Annotated in this window: 19 protein-coding genes; 7 read left to right on the top strand and 12 right to left on the bottom strand. The window is 72.7% G+C overall.

The features are described 5' to 3' along the window. Nucleotides 1–383: 383 nt before the first annotated feature. Nucleotides 384–797, bottom strand: coding sequence for a cobalamin B12-binding domain-containing protein (locus ABZ404_RS15305; protein WP_358833032.1), 414 nt, complete (start codon nucleotides 795–797; stop codon nucleotides 384–386). Nucleotides 798–1,252: 455 nt separating this feature from the next. On the opposite strand from ABZ404_RS15305, the gene ABZ404_RS15310 reads away from it, so the two are divergent. Together ABZ404_RS15310 and ABZ404_RS15315 are read left to right on the top strand one after the other, a co-directional pair. After that, nucleotides 1,253–2,014: an alpha/beta fold hydrolase gene (locus ABZ404_RS15310; protein WP_358833048.1), complete on the top strand. Its 762-nt coding sequence runs from the start codon at nucleotides 1,253–1,255 to the stop codon at nucleotides 2,012–2,014. 253 nt (nucleotides 2,015–2,267) lie between these two features. Continuing rightward, a complete protein-coding gene (locus ABZ404_RS15315) occupies nucleotides 2,268–3,740 on the top strand; it encodes a M23 family metallopeptidase (protein WP_358833031.1) in 1,473 nt (490 codons plus the stop codon). Between the two features lie 70 nt (nucleotides 3,741–3,810). Here the strand turns inward: ABZ404_RS15315 and pcrA are convergent, their stop codons facing one another. Further along, nucleotides 3,811–6,276, bottom strand: coding sequence for a DNA helicase PcrA (pcrA, locus tag ABZ404_RS15320; RefSeq protein ID WP_358833030.1), 2,466 nt, complete (start codon nucleotides 6,274–6,276; stop codon nucleotides 3,811–3,813). 219 nt (nucleotides 6,277–6,495) lie between these two features. On the opposite strand from pcrA, the gene ABZ404_RS15325 reads away from it, so the two are divergent. Next, entirely contained in the window at nucleotides 6,496–7,692 is a 1,197-nt protein-coding gene (locus tag ABZ404_RS15325; protein ID WP_358833029.1) for an NlpC/P60 family protein, read from the top strand. A gap of 37 nt (nucleotides 7,693–7,729) precedes the next feature. On the opposite strand, the gene ABZ404_RS15330 is transcribed toward ABZ404_RS15325, so the two are convergent. Then, the gene (locus ABZ404_RS15330) at nucleotides 7,730–8,083 is read right to left on the bottom strand and encodes a hypothetical protein (RefSeq protein ID WP_358833028.1); all 354 of its coding nucleotides are present in this window, start codon (nucleotides 8,081–8,083) and stop codon (nucleotides 7,730–7,732) included. A gap of 326 nt (nucleotides 8,084–8,409) precedes the next feature. Here ABZ404_RS15330 and ABZ404_RS15335 point away from each other — a divergent pair, with 326 nt between their 5' ends. Beyond that, on the top strand, nucleotides 8,410–9,489 hold the full coding sequence (locus ABZ404_RS15335; protein WP_358833027.1) for an NlpC/P60 family protein: 1,080 nt from the start codon (nucleotides 8,410–8,412) through the stop codon (nucleotides 9,487–9,489). Here ABZ404_RS15335 and ABZ404_RS15340 read toward each other — a convergent pair. The 3 genes from ABZ404_RS15340 to ABZ404_RS15350 form a co-directional block, all read right to left on the bottom strand. After that, nucleotides 9,453–10,589 (bottom strand): alpha/beta fold hydrolase, encoded by a 1,137-nt coding sequence (locus ABZ404_RS15340; protein ID WP_358833026.1) that lies wholly within the window; start codon nucleotides 10,587–10,589, stop codon nucleotides 9,453–9,455. The genes ABZ404_RS15335 and ABZ404_RS15340 overlap by 37 nt on opposite strands. Before the next feature lie 187 nt (nucleotides 10,590–10,776). Further along, nucleotides 10,777–11,478 carry a response regulator transcription factor gene (locus ABZ404_RS15345; protein ID WP_358833025.1) on the bottom strand — a complete coding sequence of 234 codons (702 nt, stop codon included), beginning with the start codon at nucleotides 11,476–11,478 and terminating at the stop codon, nucleotides 10,777–10,779. Next, nucleotides 11,475–12,755, bottom strand: a complete 1,281-nt coding sequence (locus ABZ404_RS15350) for a PspC domain-containing protein (RefSeq protein ID WP_358833024.1) — start codon at nucleotides 12,753–12,755, stop codon at nucleotides 11,475–11,477. The genes ABZ404_RS15345 and ABZ404_RS15350 overlap by 4 nt, the downstream gene beginning before the upstream one ends. Nucleotides 12,756–13,042: 287 nt before the next feature. Here ABZ404_RS15350 and ABZ404_RS15355 point away from each other — a divergent pair, with 287 nt between their 5' ends. Continuing rightward, nucleotides 13,043–14,398, top strand: a complete 1,356-nt coding sequence (locus ABZ404_RS15355) for a PspC domain-containing protein (RefSeq protein WP_358990461.1) — start codon at nucleotides 13,043–13,045, stop codon at nucleotides 14,396–14,398. Then, nucleotides 14,385–14,651: a hypothetical protein gene (locus ABZ404_RS15360; RefSeq protein ID WP_358835322.1), complete on the top strand. Its 267-nt coding sequence runs from the start codon at nucleotides 14,385–14,387 to the stop codon at nucleotides 14,649–14,651. The genes ABZ404_RS15355 and ABZ404_RS15360 overlap by 14 nt, the downstream gene beginning before the upstream one ends. On the opposite strand, the gene ABZ404_RS15365 is transcribed toward ABZ404_RS15360, so the two are convergent. The 4 genes from ABZ404_RS15365 to guaA form a co-directional block, all read right to left on the bottom strand. Beyond that, nucleotides 14,555–15,085 (bottom strand): DoxX family protein, encoded by a 531-nt coding sequence (locus tag ABZ404_RS15365; RefSeq protein ID WP_358835323.1) that lies wholly within the window; start codon nucleotides 15,083–15,085, stop codon nucleotides 14,555–14,557. The two genes, ABZ404_RS15360 and ABZ404_RS15365, sit on opposite strands and share 97 nt — an antisense overlap. Before the next feature lie 107 nt (nucleotides 15,086–15,192). Beyond that, nucleotides 15,193–16,443: a hypothetical protein gene (locus ABZ404_RS15370; RefSeq protein ID WP_358835329.1), complete on the bottom strand. Its 1,251-nt coding sequence runs from the start codon at nucleotides 16,441–16,443 to the stop codon at nucleotides 15,193–15,195. A gap of 114 nt (nucleotides 16,444–16,557) precedes the next feature. Next, on the bottom strand, nucleotides 16,558–17,361 hold the full coding sequence (locus ABZ404_RS15375; RefSeq protein ID WP_358835324.1) for a class II aldolase/adducin family protein: 804 nt from the start codon (nucleotides 17,359–17,361) through the stop codon (nucleotides 16,558–16,560). Nucleotides 17,362–17,476: 115 nt separating this feature from the next. Next, the gene (gene guaA / locus ABZ404_RS15380) at nucleotides 17,477–19,075 is read right to left on the bottom strand and encodes a glutamine-hydrolyzing GMP synthase (protein ID WP_358835325.1); all 1,599 of its coding nucleotides are present in this window, start codon (nucleotides 19,073–19,075) and stop codon (nucleotides 17,477–17,479) included. A 312-nt stretch (nucleotides 19,076–19,387) separates the two neighbouring features. Here guaA and ABZ404_RS15385 point away from each other — a divergent pair, with 312 nt between their 5' ends. After that, nucleotides 19,388–19,675 (top strand): chorismate mutase, encoded by a 288-nt coding sequence (locus tag ABZ404_RS15385; protein ID WP_358835326.1) that lies wholly within the window; start codon nucleotides 19,388–19,390, stop codon nucleotides 19,673–19,675. 773 nt (nucleotides 19,676–20,448) lie between these two features. Here ABZ404_RS15385 and ABZ404_RS15390 read toward each other — a convergent pair. Next, entirely contained in the window at nucleotides 20,449–22,293 is a 1,845-nt protein-coding gene (locus tag ABZ404_RS15390) for a GMC family oxidoreductase (RefSeq protein WP_358835327.1), read from the bottom strand. A gap of 45 nt (nucleotides 22,294–22,338) precedes the next feature. After that, complete coding sequence (locus ABZ404_RS15395; RefSeq protein ID WP_358835328.1) at nucleotides 22,339–23,955, bottom strand: succinic semialdehyde dehydrogenase; 1,617 nt, start codon at nucleotides 23,953–23,955, stop codon at nucleotides 22,339–22,341. Between the last annotated feature and the right edge of the window lie 181 nt (nucleotides 23,956–24,136).

Consider the following 24,136-nt stretch of genomic DNA (forward strand, 5'->3'; position numbering starts at 1 on the left):
TGCGCGAGCAACCCCCACCGGCCGGCAGACGAACACCGAGCCGAAAAGGGGCGCGAGGAACCGCGCGACCAGCCCACCACCGACCCGCAGCCGAAATCCGGGCCCCGAAGGGGCGCGGGGAACTGCGCGAGCAACCCCCACCGGCCGGCAGACGAACACCGAGCCGAAAAGGGGCGCGGGGAACTGCGCGACCAGCCCACCACCGACCCGCAGCCGAAATCCGGGCCCCGAAGGGGCGCGAGGAACTGCGCGACCAGCCCGCCACCGGCCCGCAGGCGAGCCCCCGGTCGAGAAGGGGCACGGGGAACTGCGTGGCCCGTCGCCTGCCGGTCCGCAGGCGGCGATGGGGCGGCGGGGCGGCCCAGGGGGTCGGGCGGGGCGGGCTACGCCCCGGCTTCCGCCCGCACATTCCCCCGCACCCACTCCACGATCGACGTAGTCGTCGCCCCGGGCGTGAAGATCTCGGCCACGCCGAGGGACTTCAGCGGGGCGATGTCCGCCTCCGGGATGATCCCCCCGCCGAAGACCTTGATGTCCTCCGCCTCGCGCTCCTTCAGGAGTTCGATGACCTTGGCGAACAGGGTGTTGTGGGCGCCGGAGAGGATGGAGAGCCCGATCGCGTCGGCGTCCTCCTGGATCGCCGTGTCGACGATCTGCTCGGGCGTCTGGTGCAGGCCGGTGTAGATGACCTCCATACCCGCGTCGCGCAGCGCCCGTGCGATGACCTTGGCGCCCCGGTCGTGCCCGTCGAGCCCCGGCTTGGCCACCACCACGCGGATCGGACCGGTTACACCCATCACTGCCTCCACACGAGGTGAACAACCTGAAACAACCTGAAGTGAACGAACGTTATCTACAGCATCGCGCACCCCGCAGTTTCGCGGACGCCGGGGAGGGGGAAATCACACGGTGGGACTTGTTCGTTTTGGTCGCCGCACCCCGTACCCGAAGGTCCGCCGCCTGGCGGCGTGACCGGACGGGGACGGCGCAAGGGGAGCCGCTCCGAAGAAGCCGGACCGCCGTGCCGTCAGCCGCGCAGCACGGTGGTCCGGCCCATGGCGTTCTGGACGAGCGCGTTTTCGCGACGGCGCCCCATGAGGGCACACGGGGGGACGGCGCTCCTCCCGGCGTGCCGTTCGGGAGGCCGTCCGTGCCGTTGTTTCCGCCCCTTCCCTTCAGTCTCCTTCCCTTCAGTCTCCTTCCCGCCAGTCTGCTCCCGGCCCGCCTGCGCCGCGCCTGGGTCTCCGCCGCGATGCTGCGCGCCGCCGCTCTCGACCTCGCCGTTCTCGCCGGCCATCTCGTCCTCTATCCCTCCGGGATGGCCGCCGAGCGACGGGAAGAGGTCCCGGACGGCGCCCCCCGGCTGCCCACCGCCGGGCGCGCCCGGCCGCCGGTCGTGCTGCTGCACGGCTTCATCGACAACCGCTCGGTCTTCGTCCTGCTGCGCCGCTCGCTGTCCCGGCACGGCTGGCGCCACCTCGAATCCCTCAACTACTCCCCGCTGACCTGCGACATCCGCACCGCCGCCGAGCTGCTCGGCCGCCATGTCGAGGAGATCCGCGCCCGCACCGGGCACACCGAGGTGGACATCGTCGGGCACAGCCTCGGCGGTCTGATCGCCCGCTACTACGTCCAGCGCCTCGGCGGCGACGCGCACGTCCGTACGCTCGTCACGCTGGGCACCCCGCACGCGGGCACCCGCTCCGCGCAGATCGTCAGCGCGCACCCGATCGTCCGCCAGATGTGCCCCGGTTCGGACGTGATCGAGGAGTTGCGTGGGCCCGCGCCCGGTTGCCGGACGCGGTTCGTGAGCTTCTGGAGCGACCTCGACACGCTGATGGTCCCGGTGGAGACGGCCCGTATCGACCACCCCGATCTGATCGTTCAGAACGTACGGGTGTCGGGCATCGGGCATCTGGCGCTGCCGGTCCATCCGGCCGTCGCGACCGGGATACGGGAGGCCCTTCAGACGGAGAACTCCGGTGAGGCGCGGGGCGTTTTCTCCGTCGCCTGACGCGAGCGGGAGGCGGCGTCCCGTACCCCCGACACGCCCTCACATTCTCGAACAACCCTCGAACGCAAGACCAAGCCTCTGCCCATGGTCCGCCGAAAGGCGTCGATTGCCCGTTTCCTCATCCAATAAAACCTGCGGAAGATTGTCGCTGTCGCGTACCGCCGGGTACAGTCGCGCCACTGCTTCCCCCACCGGGAGCCCCTCCCCAGGGCCCTCGGACCCAGGTCCTGTTGCCGAGGCGAGAGAGAAGTTGGTGACTGACCAGCACGCCCACGCCGGGTACGCCGGATACGACGGCCATTCCACGGCGGACGCCACCGGCGCCCTCGACACCGACCCGCTCTTCGGTGCTCTCCCCGGCGGTTACGACACAGGTCATACCGGCACGTACGACACGGGCCAGTGGAACGCCTACGGCGCGCAGCAGTACCAGCAGCAGACTTCGTACGACACCACCGGCCAGTGGACGATCCCGGCGCAGGCGGCCGGGCCCGACGTCACGGGGCAGTGGGACGCCGGCGCCTGGAACGAGGCGCAGCAGACCGGGCAGTTCGAGACCACCGCGTTCGCGTACGGCGCCGCCTACGACACGACCGGGCAGTGGACCGTGCCCGGCGCGGGCTACGCGGCCGGTGCGTACGACGAGACCGGGACGTACAACACGGCCGCCTGGAACGTCGGCGTCGAGAGCATGGGCGGGCACGGCGGGCACGGCACGCCGCCCGCGCAGGCCGACGCCGGGCATGAGCAGGCGTACGAGCACGGGTCCGCGAACGGGTACGACAGCGGCTACGAGAGCGAGCGGACCGAGACACGGGACGAGACGCGGGCCGAGAGCACCGCGCAGTTCCCGGCGCTCGACCTGGACGCCGGTCTTCCCGAAACACCGCCCGCTGAAGAGGACTTGTCCCCCGAGGACGCCGAGGACACGGCCGAGCCGCTCGTCGCGGTCGCCGCGCCCGGCCCCGGCCGCCGCCCCGCGGGCAACCGCAGCCGTCGGCGCAGCCCGGCCAAGCGGTCCGCGCTGCTGACCGTCGCGGTGCCGTCCGTGTGCGTGCTGGGGGCCGCCGGGGTCGCGGCCGCCTCGGTGAGCGGGCTCGGCGGTGAGACCAAGGACGCGAACACGGCGGTCATGGCCTCCGACCCGGCCTCGGTCAAGCCGGTCGCCGCCAACAGCAAGCTGGACACCCAGCTCGCCAACCTCAGCGCGGAGGCGGGCGACTTCGCCGACCGTGCCAGCCGCACGCAGGAACGTCTCGACCTCAAGGCCCGCCAGGCCGCGGAGAAGCAGCGCAAGGCCGAGGCCGCCGCGCGCAAGGAGGCCGCGCGCCCCAAGTTCCTGCTGCCGGTCGATCAGCGGGGCCTGAGCGCCTACTACGGCCAGGCGGGCGTCAACTGGATGTCGGTCCACACCGGCATCGACTTCCCCGTCTCGTACGGCACGCCGGTGATGTCCGCGACGGACGGCACCATCCGTACGCAGTGGAACAGCGCCTACGGCAACATGGCCATAGTGACCGCCCCCGACGGCACCGAGACCTGGTACTGCCACCTCTCCAGCACCAAGCTGCGGTCGGGGCAGGTCAAGGCCGGTGACGTCATCGCGTACTCGGGCAACTCGGGCAACTCCACCGGTCCGCACCTGCACTTCGAGGTGCGCCCCGGCGGCGGGTCGCCGATAGACCCCCTGCCGTGGCTGCGCGGCCACGGGCTCGACCCGACCTAGGCCGGGCCGAGGAGCCGGACCCGCCCGCTCCGCGCGGACACGGGAGCGGGCACGGGAACACGGCAGCGCTCTACAGCTTCTCCACCGGCGCGTAGCGCAGCAGCAGCTTCTTGGGGCGCTCGTCGCCGAAGTCGATCGTGGCCTGCGCGTCCGAACCGGAGCCGGTCACCGACACCACCGTTCCCAGACCGAACTGGTCGTGGGTGACGCGGTCGCCGATGGTCAGCGCGATCACCGGCTTGTCGCTGGTGCGCCGGGTCGCGAAGCCCGAGGGACCCGACCGCGCCCGCGAGGAGGAGATTCCCCCGCCCAGGCCCTTGCCCGAGACCGGCCCGGCCGGGGCGGCCATCGGTCCGGTGCGCTTCCACTCCAGGTGCTGGCCGGGGATCTCCTCCAGGAACCGGGACGGCGGGTTGTACGAGGGCTGGCCCCAGGCGCTGCGCATCGAGGAGCGCGTCAGATACAGCCGTTCGCGGGCGCGGGTGATGCCCACGTACGCCAGGCGGCGCTCCTCCTCCAGCTCCTTGACCTGGCCCAGCGCGCGCATGTGCGGGAAGACGCCGTCCTCCATGCCGGTCAGGAACACCACCGGGAACTCCAGGCCCTTGGCGGTGTGGAGGGTCATCAGCGTGATGACGCCGGAGCCCTCCTCGTCCTCGTCGGGGATCTGGTCGGAGTCGGCGACGAGGGCGACCTGCTCCAGGAACTCGGCGAGGGTGGGGGTGGGCGCCTCGGCGCCGTCGGTCCCCTCCGCCTCGCCGCGCGCCTGCTCGAACTCCAGGGCCACGGCGGCGAGTTCCTGGAGGTTCTCGATCCGGGTCTCGTCCTGCGGGTCGGTGGAGGCCTGGAGCTCGGCCAGATAGCCGGTCTGCTCCAGGACCGCCTCCAGTACGACGGCCGGGCCCGCGCCCGAGTCGACGATCGTGCGCAGATCGTCCATGAGCTGGTTGAAGCGCTTGACGGCGTTGGCGGAGCGGGCCGCCATGCCGTACGCCTCGTCGACGCGGCGCAGCGCCTGCGGGAAGGTGATCTTCTCGCGCAGCGAGAGCGCGTCGATCATGGCCTCGGCGCGGTCCCCGATGCCGCGCTTGGGCACGTTCAGGATGCGGCGCAGCGGGACCGCGTCCTCCGGGTTGGCGAGGACGCGCAGATAGGCGAGGACGTCGCGGACCTCCTTGCGCTCGTAGAAGCGCACTCCGCCGACGACCTTGTACGGCAGGCCGACGCGGATGAAGATCTCCTCGAAGACACGGGACTGGGCGTTGGTCCGGTAGAAGATCGCCACGTCACCGGCCTTGGCGTCGCCCGCGTCGGTGAGCCGGTCGATCTCGTCGGCGACGAACTGCGCCTCGTCGTGCTCGGTGTCCGCCACGTAGCCGGTGATGCGCGCGCCCGCGCCCGCGTCCGTCCACAGGTTCTTGGGGCGGCGGCTCTCGTTGCGCTCGATGACCGCGTTGGCGGCGGAGAGGATCGTCTGCGTGGAGCGGTAGTTCTGCTCCAGCATGATCGTCGTCGCGTCCGGATAGTCCTCCTCGAACTGGAGGATGTTGCGGATCGTGGCGCCGCGGAAGGCGTAGATGGACTGGTCGGCGTCGCCGACCACGCACAGCTCGGCGGGCGCCTCGTCCTTCCCGGCCGGGCCGACCAGCTCGCGCACCAGGGTGTACTGCGCGTGGTTGGTGTCCTGGTACTCGTCGACCATCACGTGGCGGAAGCGGCGGCGGTAGTGCTCGGCGACGTCCGGGAACGCCTGGAGCAGGTGGACCGTCGTCATGATGATGTCGTCGAAGTCCAGCGCGTTGGCCTCGCGCAGCCGCGCCTGGTACATCGCGTACGCCTGCGCCAGGGTCTTCTCGAAGCCGTCGACGGCCTGGCCGGCGAAGGTCTCCTCGTCGATCAGCTCGTTCTTCAGGTTCGAGATCTTGGCGCTGAAGGACTTCGGCGGGAACTTCTTGGGGTCGAGGTCCAGGTCGCGGCAGACCAGCGCCATCAGCCGCTTGGAGTCGGCCGCGTCGTAGATCGAGAACGAGGAGGTGAAGCCGAGCTTCTTGGACTCGCGGCGCAGGATGCGCACACAGGCGCTGTGGAAGGTCATCACCCACATCGCGTGCGCGCGCGGGCCGACGAGCTGCTCGACGCGCTCCTTCATCTCGCCCGCGGCCTTGTTGGTGAAGGTGATCGCGAGGATCTGGCCGGGGTGGACCCCGCGGGTGGCGAGCAGGTGGGCGATGCGGTGGGTGAGCACGCGGGTCTTGCCGGAGCCCGCGCCGGCCACGATGAGCAGAGGGGAGCCCGCGTGGACCACGGCCGCGCGCTGGTTCTCGTTCAGCCCCTCCAGGAGGGTCGCCGGGTCGACCACCGGGCGCGGGGCGCCGTCCCGGTAGTACGCGTCGTGGCTCGGGGGTGCGTCGAAACGGCCCTGGAAGAGGTCGTCCGGCACCTCCTCGCGGACCGGGCCGTCCTCGGGCGGGGGCGGGTGCTCCTCCTCCGAGGGGTGGAGGTCCGCCAGGAAGCTGTCGTCAAAGAGGCTGCTCATCGTCTCCCGAGTCTAGGACCCCGGTCCGACAGCCCGCTCCCGCCTTCGCAGGAGACGAACCAACGACTACGGAGGGTAAAGGTCACGGGAATGTATCGGGCCTGTCGGACATCAACCTTCCCAGTGGCCGCACGAGTTGGCTACCGTGCCGCCTCAACCGGGAACGCCCCCGTCCGGGGACCGCACCCGCTCGGCACGATCCGTAAGGAGGTGTCGGCCTTGCCCTCCCACCGCAAGCCGCGCACCCGCGTACGTCCGGCCGCTCCCGCCGTCGGCATCACCACGGCCGCGCTCGCCTCGGTGGGCCTGCTGGCCCAGAGCGCGGGCGCGGCGCCCGGCGGCCCGGGGCCGACGGTCGAGGAGGTCCAGCGCAAGGTCGACGACCTCTACCGGCAGGCGGGCACGGCCACGGAGACGTACAACCGGGCCAAGGAGGCGACCGAGGTCCAGCGCACCAAGGTCGACGGCATGCTCGACCAGGTCGCCCGGGGCACCGCCCGGCTGAACGACACCCGCCGGGTGCTGGGCTCCTACGCAGCCGAGCAGTACCGCACCGGCGGCATGGCCTCGACCGCGACCCTGATGCTCGCGGACGACCCGCAGGCCTTCTTCGCCCGCGACCACCTGATGAAGCAGCTGACCGGCCGCGAGGAGCAGGCGCTGCGGGACTTCGAGACCCAGCGGGCGGGCGTCGCGACCCGGCGCGCGGAGGCGGCCCGGGGCCTGGAGCGGCTGACCGCCTCGCAGGAGGCGCTGCGGGCCGGCAAGAAGGACGTGCAGTCCAAGCTGGCCGCCGCGCGCACGCTGCTGGGGACGCTGACCGCGCGGGAGAAGGCGCGGCTCGCGGAGCTGGAGGCCGAGAAGCGGGAGGAGGCGCGGAAGAAGGCGGCGGAGCTTGCCGCGCGCCAGGCGGCGGCCAGGAAGGCGGCGGAGGCGGCCGAGGCGGCGAAGAAGCCGCCGAAGGCGACGGGCACGGGGACCGGTACGGGCACGGGGGCGGGGTCGGGGTCAGGAACGGGGTCGGGGTCGGGGTCGGGGTCGGGCGCTCCGTCCTCCCCCACCACGAGCACCAAGGCCGCCCAGGCCCTCGCGTTCGCCCGCGACCAGATCGGCAAGCCGTACGTCTGGGGCGCGACCGGGCCGTCCTCGTACGACTGCTCCGGGCTCACCCAGGCCGCCTGGAAGGCCGCCGGGGTCGATCTGCCGCGCACCACCTGGGACCAGGTCAAGACCGGCACCCGGGTGGCCACGGACGACCTGCGCCCCGGTGACCTGGTCTTCTTCTACGACGACATCAGCCACGTCGGGATGTACATCGGCAACGGGATGATGATCCACGCGCCGAAGCCGGGGGCGTACGTCCGCGAGGAGTCGATCTACTACATGCCGATCTACGGGAGCGTGCGTCCCGCCTAGGGGGCGGCGGTGTGCGCGCCCCTGCGCGCGCCCGCGCTCACGTCCAGAGCGTCGCGATGAAGATGTTGGCCACGGTCAGTCCGCCCACCGCGCCGAACAGGGCCTTCTCCACCTTCTCGTCGTCGCGCTTCACATAGACCAGGCCGAGGATCACCACCAGGACCGCGAGCTTCAGGCCGATCTTGGCGGTGTTCACCGCGTGGTCGTCGGCCTGGTTCAGGCCCACCAGGGCCACCCCCGTGACCAGCATCGTCAGCGCGCCGTGCAGCATCGCGGGCACGAAGCGCGCGGTCCCGGCACCCATCGCCTTCATCTGGGTCAGGAAGCCGCCCAGCAGGGAGGCGATGCCGATGATGTGCAGGGCGACGAAGACATTGATGAGTACGTCCATGGTTCGCGAGCCTAGCCATCGCGTAGCACGGCGCTTCGGGCAGGTGGGCCCCGTCCGGCTCCTCGGTCACAGCGGCATCGGGAAACGGGCCCACCCGATGGTGAAGCGGTCACCTTCGGTCATGGAGGCACCGGAACAGAACACTTCACCGCTTCGCGTCACCCCCCCGTGTGGCCCAGGTTTAGCGTCCTCCTCCAGGCGACCGACTCCCCATCGCCGCTCCCTCGGGGGGCGGCAGACGGTCGCCGGCCGAGAGATCCGGCGGCGGGCCGTTCCCCCTGTGCGGTCCGTCGCCGGGTGCGCACGGAAGGACGTGAAGGCACCTAGTGGCTGCACATCGAAAGCCCAGGCAGCACCCGCTCACCGGCCCCGCCGCCCGCACCGCGGCCACCCTCGCCCTGGCCGGGGCCGCCACCGCCACCGCTTTCGAGGGCTCCGGACACGCCGAGCCCCGCCTGACCCCGGCCCAGGTCAAGGCCAAGGTGGACAAGCTCTACCAGGAGGCCGAGGTCGCCACCGAGGCGTACAACGGCGCCAAGGAGAAGGCGGACGACGCCCAGGCGGCCGTCACCGCGCTCCAGGACGAGGCCGCGCGCAAGGCCGACAGGCTGGGCAGCGCGCGCAACGCACTCGGTTCCATCGCCACCGCCCAGTACCGCACCGGCGGGGTCGCCCCCGCGCTCCAGCTGATGCTCTCGTCCGACCCGCGGCGGTACCTGGACGACGCGGCCTTCCAGGAGCGGGCCGGGGACCGGACGGCGAGCGCCGTCGCCGGGGTCCGCAGGCAGCTCGCCGAGCTGAAGCGTCTGCACACCGCCGCCGACGGCCGCCTCGCGGAGCTGCGCGCCCGCCAGGCCGAGCTGAAGCGCCAGAAGGAGACCGTCACCTCCAAGATCGAGTCGGCGCGGGCGCTGCTCGCGCGGCTGACCGCCGAGGAGCGCCAGGCGTACGAGAGCGAGGACGGCGCCCGGACCGGCGCGGGCACCCCCGGCCGCGCGAGCCGCTCCTCGGCCTCCGGCGCGCCCCTCTCGGCCCCCGCCGGGCTTCCTGCGCCCAACGGCCGGGCGGCCGCGGCCGTCGCGTACGCCTACAGCGCGCTCGGAAAGCCGTACGTGTGGGGCGCGACCGGGCCGTCCGCGTTCGACTGCTCGGGGCTGACCCAGGCGGCCTGGGGCGCGGCGGGCGTCTCGCTGCCCCGGACCACGTATACGCAGATCAACTCCGGCGCCCGGGTGCCCCGTTCCGGCCTCGCCCCCGGTGACCTGGTCTTCTTCTACTCGGGCATCAGCCATGTCGGGCTCTACGTGGGCGGCGGCCAGATGATCCACGCGCCGCACCCGGGGGCGCCGGTGCGGATCGCGCCGATCGATCAGATGCCGTTCGCGGGGGCGACCCGGCCGGCCTGACCGAGCTCCCGGGTGAGCCAGCGGAAGACGTCGGGCACCTGGCGCTCCCATACGCTGCTGCGGTGGCCGCCGCCGTTGAGCCGGACGACATGGACGGTCGTCGGCGCCTTGGCGGCCTTCTTCAGGGCCAGCCCGTCGTTGTAGCCGTCGCCGAGGTCGCCGGAGACGAACAGCGAGGTGTGCGGCGGGGTCTTGGCGTTCTTGAGCATCCACAGCGGGTTGGACTCGCGACGCAGCTTCGGGTCGTGCGCGGTGATCGAGGCGCCCTCGGCGGCGGGGTCGTTGTAGCCGGAGAGGTCGACGCCGGCGCGGTAGCGGTCCGGGTGCGCGATCGCGAGCCTGGCGGCGCAGTGGCCGCCCGCCGAGTACCCGGCGACGGCCCAGCTCTCGGGGCCGGTGGCGGCCCGGAAGTTGTCGGTGACCATCTTCCGTACGTCCACGCTGATCCAGGTGTCGGCGTTGACGGTGCCGGGCACGTTGGCGCAGCCGGTGTCGCGGCCGTCCAGGAGCGTGGTGCGCGGCGAGACGAGGATGAACGGCGCGACCTCGCCGCGCCGCATCATCGGGGTGAGCTGGCGCTGGGTGTGCAGCGAGCCGAACCAGGCGCCGATGGAGCCCGGGTAGCCGGGCAGCAGCTCGACCACGGGGAACGTCTTGTCCTTGTACGCGGGGTCGTTGTACTGCGGCGGCAGCCAGACCGCGACGTCGCCCTCGACTCCGGAGATCGCGCCCTTGAGCGTGGTCTTCATGACGCCGTCGCCGACCTTGCCCTTGTACTCCTTGAAGACCTGCTTCACCTTGGGCGCGGACGCGGGCTCGCGGCCGCCGGTGCCGTCGGGGCCGAGGTCGGGGGCGGCGTTGACGTGGTTGCCGGTGCCGAGCAGGTCGTCCCAGGTGTCGTAGAGCCCGTTGGCGTTGTTGACCAGGACGAAGACCACGAGGACGGCGGTGAACTGGGCGAACAGCAGCATGAGCAGCCGGGAGACTCCGCGCACCACGGCCGGGCCGCCGATCCTGCTCCACAGGAACAGGGGAAGCAGCAGGGCCGCCACCGCCACGAGGACGGCGGTCAGCAGGAAGGGGGTACCGGTCAGGCTCATCACGGACGGGAAGAGCCGCTTGACCTGGCGGGAGTTGCCCCGCTTTGCGAGTCCTTTACTCTCGCGGCGGCTGCCTCCGGTGCCGCCGGTCCCGCGACGCCCCCGCCGGGCCGGCCCCCGGTCCGCCGCCCCGGCCCCGCCGGGTCAGCCCTGGCAGCGCGCCGACCCCGCCCCCTGCCCGGCCCCCTCAGACCAGCCGCCGGGCCGTGGCCCAGCGCGTCAGCTCGTGCCGGTTGGACAGCTGGAGCTTGCGCAGGACCGCCGAGACGTGGGACTCGACCGTCTTCACCGAGATGAACAGCTGCTTGGCGATCTCCTTGTACGCGTAGCCGCGGGCGATCAGCCGCAGCACCTCCCGCTCGCGCTGGGTGAGGCGGTCCAGGTCCTCGTCGACCGGCGGCGCGTCCGTCGAGGCGAAGGCGTCCAGGACGAAGCCCGCCAGACGCGGCGAGAAGACCGCGTCGCCCTCCTGGACCCGGAAGATCGAGGCGATCAGGTCCGTCCCCGTGATCGTCTTGGTGACGTAGCCGCGGGCGCCGCCCCGGATCACCCCGATCACGTCCTCCGCCGCGTCCGAGACGGACAGCGCCAGGAAGCGCACCGGGTTCTCCGGGTCCGCCATCAACGGGGCACAGCGGCGCAGGACTTCCACGCCGCCGCCGCCCGGCAGGTGCACGTCGAGGAGGACGACCTCCGGCCGGGTCGCCGTGATCACGGTGACCGCCTGGTCCACGTCGGCCGCCTCCCCGACGACCTCGACACCCGTCTCCTCGGTCCGGCCGATCTCGGCCTGGACGCCCGTGCGGAACATCCGGTGGTCGTCGACCAGGACGACCCGCACCCGCCGCTCGGCACCGCCCTGGCCCTGCTGGGACTGCTCCGTCGTCATCCGTCCGCCCTCTCCATCTCCAGCTCGACCTCGGTACCCCCGCCGGGCACCGCCCGCAGCCGTGCCGTTCCGCCGTTGCGCTGCATCCGGCCGATGATCGATTCTCGTACGCCCATGCGGTCGCCGGGGACCGCGTCCAGGTCGAAGCCGGGGCCCCGGTCCCGTACGGACACGAAGACGGTACGGCCCTCGACCTCCGCGAAGACCTGGACGGCGCCGCCCTCGCCACCGTACTTGGCGGCGTTGACCATCGCCTCGCGCGCGGCCTGCATCTGCGCCGACAGCCGTTCGTCGAGCGGGCAGTCGCCCACGACCACGACCTCCAGCGGCACCCCGTGCTTGTCCTCGACCTCCGCCGCGGCCTTCTTCACCGCCTCGGCCAGGGTCTCCGGCTCCTCCGACTCGTCCTTGCCGGTGCCCTCCGGCTTGTAGAGCCAGGCCCGCAGCTCCCGCTCCTGGGCGCGGGCCAGGCGCCGCACCTCCCCCACGTTCTCCGCGTTGCGCTGGATCAGGGTGAGGGTGTGGAGCACCGAGTCGTGCACATGGGCGGCGACTTCGGCGCGCTCCTGGGCGCGGATGCGCATCAGGCGCTCCTCGGAGAGGTCCTGGGTCATCCGCACGAGATAGGGCCCGGCCAGCAGGGCTATGCCCGCGAGGACGGCGAGCGCGGCCGTCAGGACGTTGCCGAGCTGGGCGGCCGAGCCGCGCACCACCACGAACCCGGTGAAGCCCGCGCCGACCAGCGCGACCCCGGCCAGCCCCCGGGCCAGCGGCAGCAGCCGGCTGCGCCGGGCGCCCTCGGTCCAGCGGGCCCGGCGGGCGTTGTCCGCCTGGCGCCACACCAGGATCACCCCGGCGCCGACCAGGAGCGTGGGCCAGATGTAGGGGCTGGCCCAGCCGCCCACATTCACATTGCCCACGAAGATCGCCGCGCCGACGCAGAGCGCGATCAGGGCGACGATCTGGCCCTTGTCGGGCTTGCGCAGCCGCCGGCGGCCGTCGGGGCTGACCTCGAACGCCGAACGCGGCTCGGCCGCCGTCCCGCCCAGGCCCAGGGGCACCACGAACCAGAACACCGCGTACAGCAGCGCCCCCAGGCCGTCGATCATGAACAGGCCGAGGAAGACGATCCGCACCCAGACGACCGGCAGCCCCAGGTGCCCGGCGAGCCCCCGCGCCACCCCACCGAGCATCCGGCCCTCGGCCGAGCGGTAGAGCTTGCGCACGGGGGGTTCGTCGGCCTCGGGGGGCGCGGTTCGGGGAGCGGCGACTGGCATGGACCGATCGTCACACGTCCGTGCGGGTGCGGGCATCAGGGTTGGCCCCCAGAACGCCCCTGATCCGCGATCCCCGCGGGAGGGAGGGGCGATCCCCGCGCGGGGGAGACGGGGCCCCCGGTCCGGGGGAACGGGAGGCCCCCGCCCGGGGGGCGGGAGATCCCCTCCCGGGGGACCCGTTCTCCCCCGCCGGGGGGAGGCCCCGGCTCCGCATCAGGGGCAATCTCAGGGAGAGGCCAGGGTCGAGGCGGGTGCCGGACCCGCCGACGGCCCGTCACCATGGAGTCATGACACCGCCGACCGAAACCCCCGTCGCGCCGCCGGACCCGGACCCGGGCCCGGCGTCGGCCGCGCCGCAGCTGCGCCGCAGCGGACACAACAAGGTGATCGGCGGCGTCTGCGGCGGTCTCGGGCGGTACTGCGACATCGACCCGGTGATCTTCCGGGTCGCGCTGGGCGTGCTGACCGTCACCGGCGGCCTCGGCCTGCTCTTCTACGGGTTCGGCTGGCTGCTGCTCCCCCAGGACGGCGAGGAGGAGAACGAGGCGCGCCGGCTGCTCTCCGGCCGGGTGGAGGGTCCGGCGCTGGCCGCCGTGCTGATGGCGCTGGCGGGCTGCGGGATCTTCCTGTCCATGCTGAGCAACGGCTCGGTGATGAGCTTCGCGTGGCTGCTGACGCTGGCCGTCGCGGGCGTCGGCGTCTGGTCCCAGCGGCGCTCCCTCACGCCCGCGGACGCCCCGCCGGACGCGGTGGGCGCCCCGGCCGCGCCCGGGACCGTCTCCCCCGCCTTCGGCCCCGGCGCGGCCCCGCCCGAGACCAAGGCGCCGCCCACCCCCGCCTCGCCCTCGTGGTGGCGCGACCCGATCGTCAAGGACGGCACCACGGGCCCGGTCGGCACCGGCTACCTGTGGGGCGCCGACGACGCCGACCCGGCCGTCGGCCTCGGACCCGCCGGGGCGCGTGCCGGGAAGGCGGGCCGGGCCGGGAAGGCGGCCGACCGGGCAACCCGCGGCCCGCGGGCCATCGGCGGGTTCGTCTTCCTGCTCGCCCTGCTCGCCGCGGGCGCCGGGACCGCGGGCGCCTGGGAGCACCAGCCGCTGGGCACCGCCCTCCAGATCGGCCTCGCCGCGGCCCTCGTCGTCTTCGGCCTCGGCCTGGTGGTCAGCGCGTTCGTGGGGCGCACCGGGTTCGGCACGCTGTTCATGGCGGTCCTCACGGCCGCCCTGCTGGCCGGTGCCTCGGCGCTGCCCAAGACCATCACCACCGAGTGGACCAGGACCGACTGGGCCCCGGCCGCGGCCGCCGACGTCCAGCCGTCGTACGCGCTGGGATCGGGTGAGGGCACCCTCGACCTGAGCAGGGTCGTGGTGCCGGCCGGGCAGAGCGTGCGGACGCGCGCGGAGGTCGGCGCCGGGCGGCTCAAGGTCCTCGTGCCCCTGGGCGCGACCGTGAAGGCGCACATCGTGGTGGGCATCGGCGATGTCCAACTGCCCACCGAGAAGCCGGAGGACGTCGACATCCAGCCCAACCAGAAGAAGACCGTGACCCTGGCGCCGCCCGCCGGGGCGAAGCCGGCCGGGACCCTGGAGCTCGATCTGCACGTCTCCATCGGACAGGCGGAGGTGGACCGTGCCGCGTCATGAGTTCCGGCCGGGCCGGCTGCTCGCGGGCGTGGTCATGCTGGCCACCGCCGCCCTGTTCGGGGGCGACGCGGCCGGCGCGTGGCAGACGCCCTGGTACGAGGTGATCCCGCTGGTCTGCGGCGGGCTCAGCGTCGCCGGGCTGGCCAGCTGGGCGGGTTACGCGGTGCGCAGACGGCGGCGCGACGCCAGCCAGGCGTCGGCGGACAGCAGCGGCGTCCCGGCGAGCACGAGCGGCAGCCAGGCCATCAGATAGGCCAGGTCGTTGCCGTAGTAGTAGGGCGTGGTCGCCCAGCTCACGGTCAGCCACAGGCTGAGCGAGATCAGCGCGCCGCCGAGCGCCGCGAGCCGGCCGAACAGACCGATCAGGATGCCCACCCCCACGGCCACCTCGCCGATGGCGATGGCGTATCCGAAGCCGACCGGGCTCTTCAGGGCGAGGTCGACGAGGGCGGGGATCGCGGAGCTGTCCCGCACCGAGTGCATCAGCTCCCCGAGCGAGCCGCTGCCGCTCGCCTTGAGGCTGGGGGTCCCGCCGGTCATCTTGTCGAGCCCGGCGTAGACGAACGTGACGCCGAGGAAGACGCGCAGCGGCAGCAGCGCGTATCTGCCGGCCGTCTCCTTCAGCCCCCGCAGGCCCCCGCCGGTGGCCGCCCCGCCCCGCGTCCGGGGGTGATTTCCGTGTGCCATCGCCGTTCCCGCCTTCCGTAACCCCTGTCACCAGACCATACGTACGGAAGCCGCGGCGGGCTCAACCGGTTCACCGCTCAACCGGTTTCCCCGGTGGCGGCACCGGTTCAGTCGGTGACGTCGATCGTCACCCGGTTCGTCTCCAGGCCCGCCGCCGTGATCACCCGCACCTCCACCCGCCCCGGCTCGACGTCCACCGGGACCGGCACGGTCAGCACGGTGTCGCTGGGGTTGGCGAAGCCGCCGGCGACCGGGACCAGCGGCACATGGACATGGACGGCGCCGATCCGCACGACCATCTGGGCGAGGCGGTCGGGGGTGCCCGCTCCGGGCGGTACGAATCCGACGCCGCGGATCTCGATGTCGTCTCCGGTACGGATCGGCGCGTCCAGATCGCCCGCCTCGCGCGCCCGGACCACCGAGAGCACGACGGGACGACCGCCTTCGGCGTACTTCCCCGCGAAGTACGTCAGCGCGGACACGGCCACCAGGAAGGCCAGCGCCCACGGCAGATCGGGCAGCCGGTCGGGCCGCCGGGCCAGGCGTACGGCGGCGAACAGCAGGGCGACCGCGGAGACCAGGACGTACTGGACGTCAGCGAAGCTGCCGCGCCCGGCGTCGTCGGTGAGCAGATCGGCGGCGCGCGGCCGCTCCGCGCGCACCTTCTGGAGCCGCTGCCCCGCGATGCGGACGGCCACCACCCGGCGCACCACCACCGTCACCGCGCTGACCAGCGCGACCACCGCCAGCAGGCCCGCGCCACGGGAGAGTCCGAGGCCGTGGATCAGCGCGTCGCGCTCCTTCGCGCCCGAGGCCCCCGCCAGCCGTACGGCCAGGAGCAGCACCGCGAAGGCCACGAGCAGCATCCAGGCGGCGGCCACCGCGCGCGAGGTGGACAGCCGGTTGTCCTCACCGACGACCGGCGCGAGGACTCCGCCGCGCGCCCGGTGCAGCCATCCCGCGCCGCTCAGGACGACCGCCGCCACCAGGGCGGCGACCAGGCCGGCGGTCCTGGCCCGGTTCCAGCCCACGCCGATCGCGGTGGACGACTCCACCAGGGCCAGTACCGCGACGCCCGCCCACACCACCGCCAGGGTGGCCCGCCAGACCGCCGCGGGCCAGGCCTGCCCCGCCTCGCGGCCCCGTTCGGCGAGCGCCCGGGCGGACTGGGTGAGCTCGTCCGACACCCACTGGCGGGACGCCCCGGCGGAGTGCGCCACGGCGGCGGGCAGCCCCTCCCCGGCGGCGAGACCGTCGCGCTTGGCCAGGAACGCCGCCACCGCGCGCCGGTGACCGTCCCGCGCTCCGGGACCGCAGTCACCACCGCATTGCCGAGCCTCCTGCACCGCCACGGAAATCTCGCCCTTCCCTCAAGTCCTGCCGACTGTCAGGGAATTGTGCCGCACGAAAACCATCCCCCGGACGACAGAGGCACGCGCGGAGGGTGATTGACGCACCATCAAATTGACGGACTACGACAGCAGTTCGGGCTCCGACTCACTGATCCGCCGCCACAGCGGCTGGTAGTTGATCCATGCGACGAGGTCGCTGCCCAGCTGGTCGCGGGTGGCGACGGCGTCCCGACGGGCGATCGGCACGGGCTTGCCGGCGGCCCGCGCCAGCAGCTGCACCTCGGCGCAGCGCTCCATCGAAAGGAACCACCAGGCCGCCGCGTCCACCGAATCGCCCACGGTCAGCAGCCCGTGGTTGCGCAGGATCACCGCCTTGTACGCGCCGAGCGCGGCCGCGATCCGGCGCCCCTCCTCGGCGTCGACGACCACTCCCGTATAGGCGTCGAAGAGGGCGTGGTCCTCGAAGAAGGCGCACGCCTCCTGGGTGTACGGCTCGATCAGCTCGCCCAGCGCCGCCAACGCGCGCCCGTGCACCGAATGGGTGTGGGCCACCGCCACCACATCGGGCCGGGCCCGGTGCACCTGGGCGTGGACCGCGAACGCCGCCTGGTTGACGTGGTGGCGCCCCTCGACGACCTGTCCCTCTCCGTTGACCATCACCAGCTCGCCCGCGGTGACCCGGGCGAACGGCACCCCGAACGGGTTCACCCAGTAGCAGTCCTCGAACTCCGGGTCGCGCGCCGATATGTGCCCCGAGACCCCCTCCTCGCAGCCGGCCCGCGCCAGCAGCCGCAGGGCCCCGGCCAGCCGCTCCCGGCGGTGCCGACGCTCCTCGGCGGCGGTGGGGTGGGCGGACGGCAGGGTGAAGTGGAGCCGGTCCACGGGCACGGGGGCGGGGGCGGGCCGCTGCGGGAAGTCGGTCATGGCGGGGAAGTTACCGCGCGTTCTCGCAGGTGAACAGAGTCGTGCGGGAGCGGATACGACGGCGCCGCCGCCCCGGGATCCGGGACGGCGGCGCCGCTTTCGTCACTCGGGAGTCCTACTCCCACTCGATCGTGCCCGGCGGCTTGCTCGTCACGTCGAGGACGACGCGGTTGACGTCGGCCACCTCGTTGGTGATACGCGTCGAGATCCTCGCCAGCACGTCGTACGGCATCCGCGTCCAGTCCGCGGTCATGGCGTCCTCGGAGGAGACCGGGCGCAGCACGATCGGGTGGCCGTAGGTGCGGCCGTCGCCCTGGACGCCGACGCTGCGGACGTCCGCGAGCAGCACGACCGGGCACTGCCAGATCTCGCGGTCGAGACCGGCCGCCGTCAGCTCCTCGCGGGCGATGGCGTCGGCCTCGCGCAGCAGGTCCAGGCGGTCCTTGGTGACCTCGCCGACGATGCGGATACCGAGGCCGGGGCCGGGGAACGGCTGGCGCTGGACGATCTCCTCCGGCAGGCCGAGCTCCTGGCCGACCATCCGGACCTCGTCCTTGAACAGCTTGCGCAGCGGCTCGACGAGCTGGAACTCCAGGTCCTCCGGGAGCCCGCCCACGTTGTGGTGCGACTTGATGTTGGCGGTACCGGTGCCGCCGCCGGACTCGACCACGTCCGGGTACAGGGTGCCCTGGACGAGGAAGGCGACCTCTTCGCCGTCCGCCGCGCCCTCGGCCACGATCTCGGCCTGGGCCTGCTCGAAGACGCGGATGAACTCGCGGCCGATGATCTTCCGCTTGGTCTCCGGGTCGGAGACGCCCGCGAGCGCGGTGAGGAACCGCTCCTGCGCGTCGACGACCTTCAGCTGGACGCCGGTGGCGGCCACGAAGTCCTTCTCGACCTGCTCGGTCTCGCCCTTGCGCATCAGACCGTGGTCGACGTACACGCAGGTCAGCTGGGAGCCGATGGCCTTCTGGACGAGGGCCGCGGCAACCGCGGAGTCCACGCCGCCGGACAGACCGCAGATGGCGCGCTTGGTGCCGACCTGCTCGCGGATGAGGGCGACCTGCTCCTCCACGACGTTGTGCGTGGTCCAGGTGGGCTCGATGCCCGCGCCCCGGTAGAGGAAGTGCTCCAGGACCTGCTGGCCGTAGGTGGAGTGCATCACCTCGGGGTGGTACTGCACGCCGTACAGCTTCTTCTCATCGTTCTCGAAGGCGGCGACCGGTACGACGTCCGTGGACGCGGTGACGGTGAAGCCCTCGGGAGCGGCGGAGCAGGCGTCGCCGTGCGACATCCACACCGGCTGCTCGGTGGGCGTGCCCTCGAAGAGCGTGGAGCCGGCCTGGGTGACGTGCAGGGGCGTGCGGCCGTACTCGCGCGCGCCGTTGTCGTCGACCGTGCCGCCGAGCGTCGTCGCCATCAGCTGGAAGCCGTAGCACATGCCGAAGACCGGGACGCCGGCCTCGAAGATCTCGCGCTCCAGGACGGGGGCGCCTTCCGCGTAGACGGAGGACGGGCCCCCCGAGAGGATGATCGCCTTCGGGTTCTTGGCCAGCATCTCGGCGACGGGCATCGTGCTGGGCACGATCTCGCTGTAGACCCGGGCCTCACGGACGCGTCGGGCGATGAGCTGGGCGTACTGGGCGCCGAAGTCGACAACGAGGACTACGTCCGGGTTGGATGCGGGCGCGGCAGCTGGGGACGCTGATGACACTGGCGGCCTTCCGGCGGTGGGAGGGGGTCTGAATTCGATTCTACCGGGCAGCGGCGCGGGACCTTTCGTCTCACCATCCGAACCGGGATTGGCCCGGCCCGGGGCCGTCGGTCCATACTGTCGCCATGCGCGAGCACCAGACCTTCGTCTTTACCTATGGCACCGGCCCGTCCGGCTGCTGTGGGTTCGTCGGCTCTGCTGCTTGAGCAACCGACCAGACACTTCCCAGAGCGCCCCGGGCCGACAAGGCCCGGGGCGCTCTGGCGTTCGCGGACCGTGTCGCCCGGGGCACCGGAGCCCCGAGGAGCCCCCATGTCCGTCACCCCCGCCGAGAAGACCGGCGCCCGCACCGACGAGGCCGCCACCGTGATCACCGGCGCCCGTGAGCGCATCGACGCGCTCGACGACCGCATCATCGGCCTGATCCAGGAACGCATGGCGGTCTCGGCCGTCATCCAGGAGTCCCGGATCGCCTCGGGCGGTCGCCGGGTGAACCTGAACCGCGAGATGGAGGTGCTCGCCCACTACCGCGACGCCCTGGGCAAGCCGGGCACGGCGCTGGCGATGACGATGCTGGAGCTGTGCCGGGGCCGTATCTGAGACCGTGCGACCGGTGCGTGTCCGGGCTCGGCCCGCTGTCCGTCTCTCTGTCCGTCCGGGTCCGGGGCCGGCGCAGCCTCACCCGTCCGGCGCCGTGACCGGCCGGTGCCCGGCTTCGTTGGTCAGGGTGTCCGTGCCAGCCAGGGGCGGGCCCGAAGAATCCACGCGTGGCTCCGCTGGGGCGTGTGACGTGCCGTCGGCACGTCGTGGGACCTCGCCCCAGCGCGCGTGACCGGACGGCAGGGGACAGCAGCCCGGTCACCCCTTCAAGAAGCGGTCGGCTCCGGGGACGCCCGGGGCCGGCCGCATCCGGTCCGAACGGCTGCGGCGGCCCGCAGTCCCTCCCGCACGCTCTCCCCAGATCACGTCCCCCAGCGGCGCCGCCCCCCGGCGCCGTCCCCCAGGCACCGACGCTGCCCTGACGCCGGTGCTGACGGCCGAGGGCCCCGCGGAGCCATCCCCAGGACGGATGGCCCGGTGCGGGGCCCTTCGCTCTGCCCGGCTGCCTGCCTACCCCGGCTGCCTGACTGCCCGGCGCCCCGCCCTTCCGGCGGCCGGGCGGAGGTCCGCGACGCCTGTGACGAGGGTGTGACAGGGAGCACATAAGAATTCTGTGAGTCCTGGGACAACCATTGACAGGATTGGCGGGTCATTTATGCGGAACCAACGGCCCCGCCTGCTCGGCGAGCGGCCCACGGACGAGCGGGGAGCGCTGCACTCGGAGGGGGGTGCAGCGCTCCTCGTTTTTTCGCGGGGCCGCCTCCCGCCGCTGCTCAGGCCCCGCTGTCCGCCGCGGACTCCGCCTTCGCCGGTACCGTCGGCATCCCCAGGAACGGCAGCCGCAGCGCGCCGAACGCGTCCTGCGGGACCGCCGGGGCCTTCGGCTCCACCGCCGCGACCCGTACGTACGGCCGCCCCTGCGCCGGGCGCGGATCGGCCTCGCCCTTGTTCGGCCACAGCGACATCGCCCGCTCGGCCTGGGCCGTGATCGTCAGGGAGGGGTTGACGCCCAGGTTGGCCGAGACCGCGGCGCCGTCGACCACCGAGATGCCCGGGTGCCCGTAGAGCCGGTGGTACGGGTCGATCACGCCTTCCTCGGCCGACGCCCCGATCGGGCAGCCGCCCAGGAAGTGCGCGGTCAGCGGGGTGCCCATCAGCTCCCCGACGTTCGAGCCCGCGAAGCCGTTGATCTCGGCCGCGATCGCGGTGGCCGCCTCGGAGGCCGCCCTGATCTGCTTCGGGTTCGGCGCGCCGTGCCCCTGGCGGGCCGTGAGCAGGCCCTTGCCGACGCCGTCCGGCTTCAGATACGTGGTGAGCGAGTTGTCCAGGGACTGCATCACGAGGCCGATGATGGTCCGCTCCGACCAGCGGCGGTTGCTCAGCGAGCGGGCGAGGAGCGTGGGGTGCTTCACCGCGTTCGCCAGCCAGCCCAGCGCGCGCGAGGAGCCCTCCGCGTACGGCACCTGGAGGATGGACAGCCCGCCCATGGCGTTGGAGCCCCGGCCGTAGCGGACCGGCTCGATGTGGGTGTTCTCGTCGGGGTGGACCGAGGAGGTGATGGCGACGCCGCGGGTGAAGTCGGCCCGCGCGGCGCCGTGCGCCTTGCGGTAGCGGCGGTTGTCGGTCTGCGCCCCGACCAGCGCCTCGGAGTTGGTGCGGGTCAGCTCGCCGAGCCGCGGGGAGAGGTACGGCAGCTGGCCGCCCGCGCGCATGCGGTGGAGCAGGGTCTGGGTGCCGTAGGTGCCCGCCGCGATCACCACCCGGCGGGCCGTGAAGAGGCGGCCCGTGCCCTTCCTGCGGTTGTCCGTGGGGAGCGTGGCGACCGCGTAGCCGCCCTGCGAGTCGTCGGTGACCGAGACGACCGTCGTCATGGGGTGGACGACCGCGCCCGACTTCTCGGCGAGGTGGAGGTAATTCTCGTTGAGGGTGTTCTTGGCGCCGTGGCGGCAGCCCGTCATGCACTCGCCGCACTCGACGCACGCCTTGCGCGCCGGGCCCGCCCCGCCGAAGTACGGGTCGGCGACCTGCTCCCCCGGCCGCGCCTTGGCGGCGCCGTCCGCGTCCTGTCCGTCGCCGAAGAAGACCCCGACCGGCGCCATGTGGAAGGTGTCGCCCACGCCCATCCGCTGCGCCGCCGCCTTGAGGTGGACGTCGGAGGGGGTCATCGTCGGGTTGAGCCGGACCCCGAGCATGCGCTTGGCCTGCTCGTAGTACGGGGTCAGCTCCTCCTGCCAGTCGGTGATGTCCTTCCACTGCGGGTCCTCGAAGAACTGCTTCGGCGGTACGTAGAGGGTGTTGGCGTAGTTGAGCGAGCCGCCCCCGACGCCCGCCCCGGCCAGCACCATCACGTTGCCGAGCAGATGGATGCGCTGGATGCCGTACATCCCCAGCTTCGGCGCCCACAGGTAGTTCTTGATGTCCCAGGAGTTCTTCGGCAGCGTGCCGGGCGTGAAGCGGCGGCCCGCCTCCAGGACGCCCACCCGGTAGCCCTTCTCGGTCAGCCGCAGGGCCGTCACCGAGCCGCCGAAGCCGGAGCCGACGACCAGGACGTCGTAGTCGTACGCCCCCTCGTCCTCCGGCTGGAGTTCCTGGTTCCGGGCGCGCGTCTCCTGGGGCATCGGCTCTCCTCGTACGAAACAGAAAGGGCGGGGGCGGGACGGGGGTCAGCGCAGGCGCAGGGCCTTCATCGCCTTCAGGCTGCGCGTCATGAACGCGGCGTACTTCTCGTCGTCCATCCCGAAGGACGGCGCGAGCGGCAGCAGGCGCTGCTGGGCGACGGTCTGGGCCTCGGTGTACTTGAGGATGCCCTCGGAGCCGTGGCGCCGCCCGAGACCGGAGTCCTTCATGCCGCCCATCGGGGACTGGACGCTGCCGTAGGCCGGGGCGTACCCCTCGTTGATGTTGACCGTGCCGGTGCGCAGCCGTGCGGCGACCTCGTGGCCGCGCCTGGAGTCCTTCGTCCACACCGAGGAGTTGAGGCCGTACGGGGTGGCGTTCGCGTTCTCGATCACCTCGTCCTCGTCGGTGAACCGGTAGACGGAGACGACCGGGCCGAAGGTCTCCTCGGTGCAGACGGCCATCGGTGCCTCGACGCCTTCGAGGATGGTCGGCTCGTAGAAGAGCGGGCCGATGTCGGGACGGGCGACGCCGCCCACGACGAGCCTCGCGCCCTTGGCGACGGCCTCCTCGACGTGCCGGGTCACGGTCTCCAGCTGGCGCTCGCCGACCAGGGAGCCCATGTCGGCGCCGTACGCGAGGGAGTTGCCGAGCCGCATGGCCTTCGTCCGGGCGGCGAACCGCTCGACGAAGACGTCCGCGACCGACTCGTGGACGTACAGCCGCTCGATGGAGATGCAGAGCTGGCCCGCCGAGGAGAAGCAGGCGCGGACGGCGCCCGCGGCGGCCTTCTCCACGTCGGCGTCGCGCAGCACCAGCATCGCGTTCTTGCCGCCCAGCTCCAGCGAGACGCCGACCAGCCGGGCCGCGGCGCCCTGGGCGACCTCGCGTCCGGTGCGGGTGGAGCCGGTGAAGGAGACGTAGTCGGCGTGGCGGACGACCTCGGGGCCGACGACCGGGCCCTCACCGAGGACCACCTGGAACACCTCGGCGGGAAGCCCTGCCTCGATCAGCAGGTCACGGGCCCACAGCGCGGTGAGCGCGGTCTCGGTGTCGGGCTTCATCACCACGGCGTTGCCGGAGACGAAGGCGGGCAGCGCGTCGCCGACGGACAGCTCGAACGGGTAGTTCCAGGGCGCGATCTGCCCCACCACCCCGCGCGGCTGGCGCAGTTCGGTGACCTTGGTGAGGGTCGGGACCACACCGGTGTGGCGCCTGGGGCGCAGATACGCGGGCGCCTTGCGGCCGTAGTGGCGCGCGGCCACGGCGACGGCCTGCACCTCCTCGTGAGCGTGCAGACGGGCCTTGCCGGTCTCCAGCTGGATGAGGTCGAGGACCTCGGCCTGGCAGTCCAGGACCAGGTCGTGGAAGCGCAGCAGGACGGCGGCGCGCTCCCGCGCCGGGGTCGCCGCCCAGGCGGGCTGGGCGGCGCGGGCGCGCGCGAAGGCGCCGGCGACGTCGTCGGGCGTGGACTCGGGCAGGTCCGCCAGCTTCTCGCCGGTGAACGGCGTGTGATTGGCCGTCCGGCCGGAGCCCGCCACTCCCCGGACGAGCTTGGCGACCACCTCCGGGGTGACCACGGCGGCGGCGGTGCGGGCGCCCGCCGGGGCGGCGGCGACCGGGTTCGTACGGGTGCTGGTGGGCGTGGCCTGCGAGTCCGTCATGGGGGGAGCGTATGCCGGGCACGGCGGTTTGGGTACCCGCCGGTAACAGATTTCGGAACCCTCACCACCGCGCCAGCGACCACTGGCGACATATGCGCTGATCAGCGCGTTGTACCTGCGGAGCCGGCCCCGAACGCCGTGGAGCCCGGGGCCGTTTCCGGGTGGGCGGCCCGCCCGGTGG

The sequence above is a fragment of the Streptomyces sp. NPDC005878 genome (genome assembly GCF_040629815.1).
GTDB lineage: Bacteria > Actinomycetota > Actinomycetes > Streptomycetales > Streptomycetaceae > Streptomyces.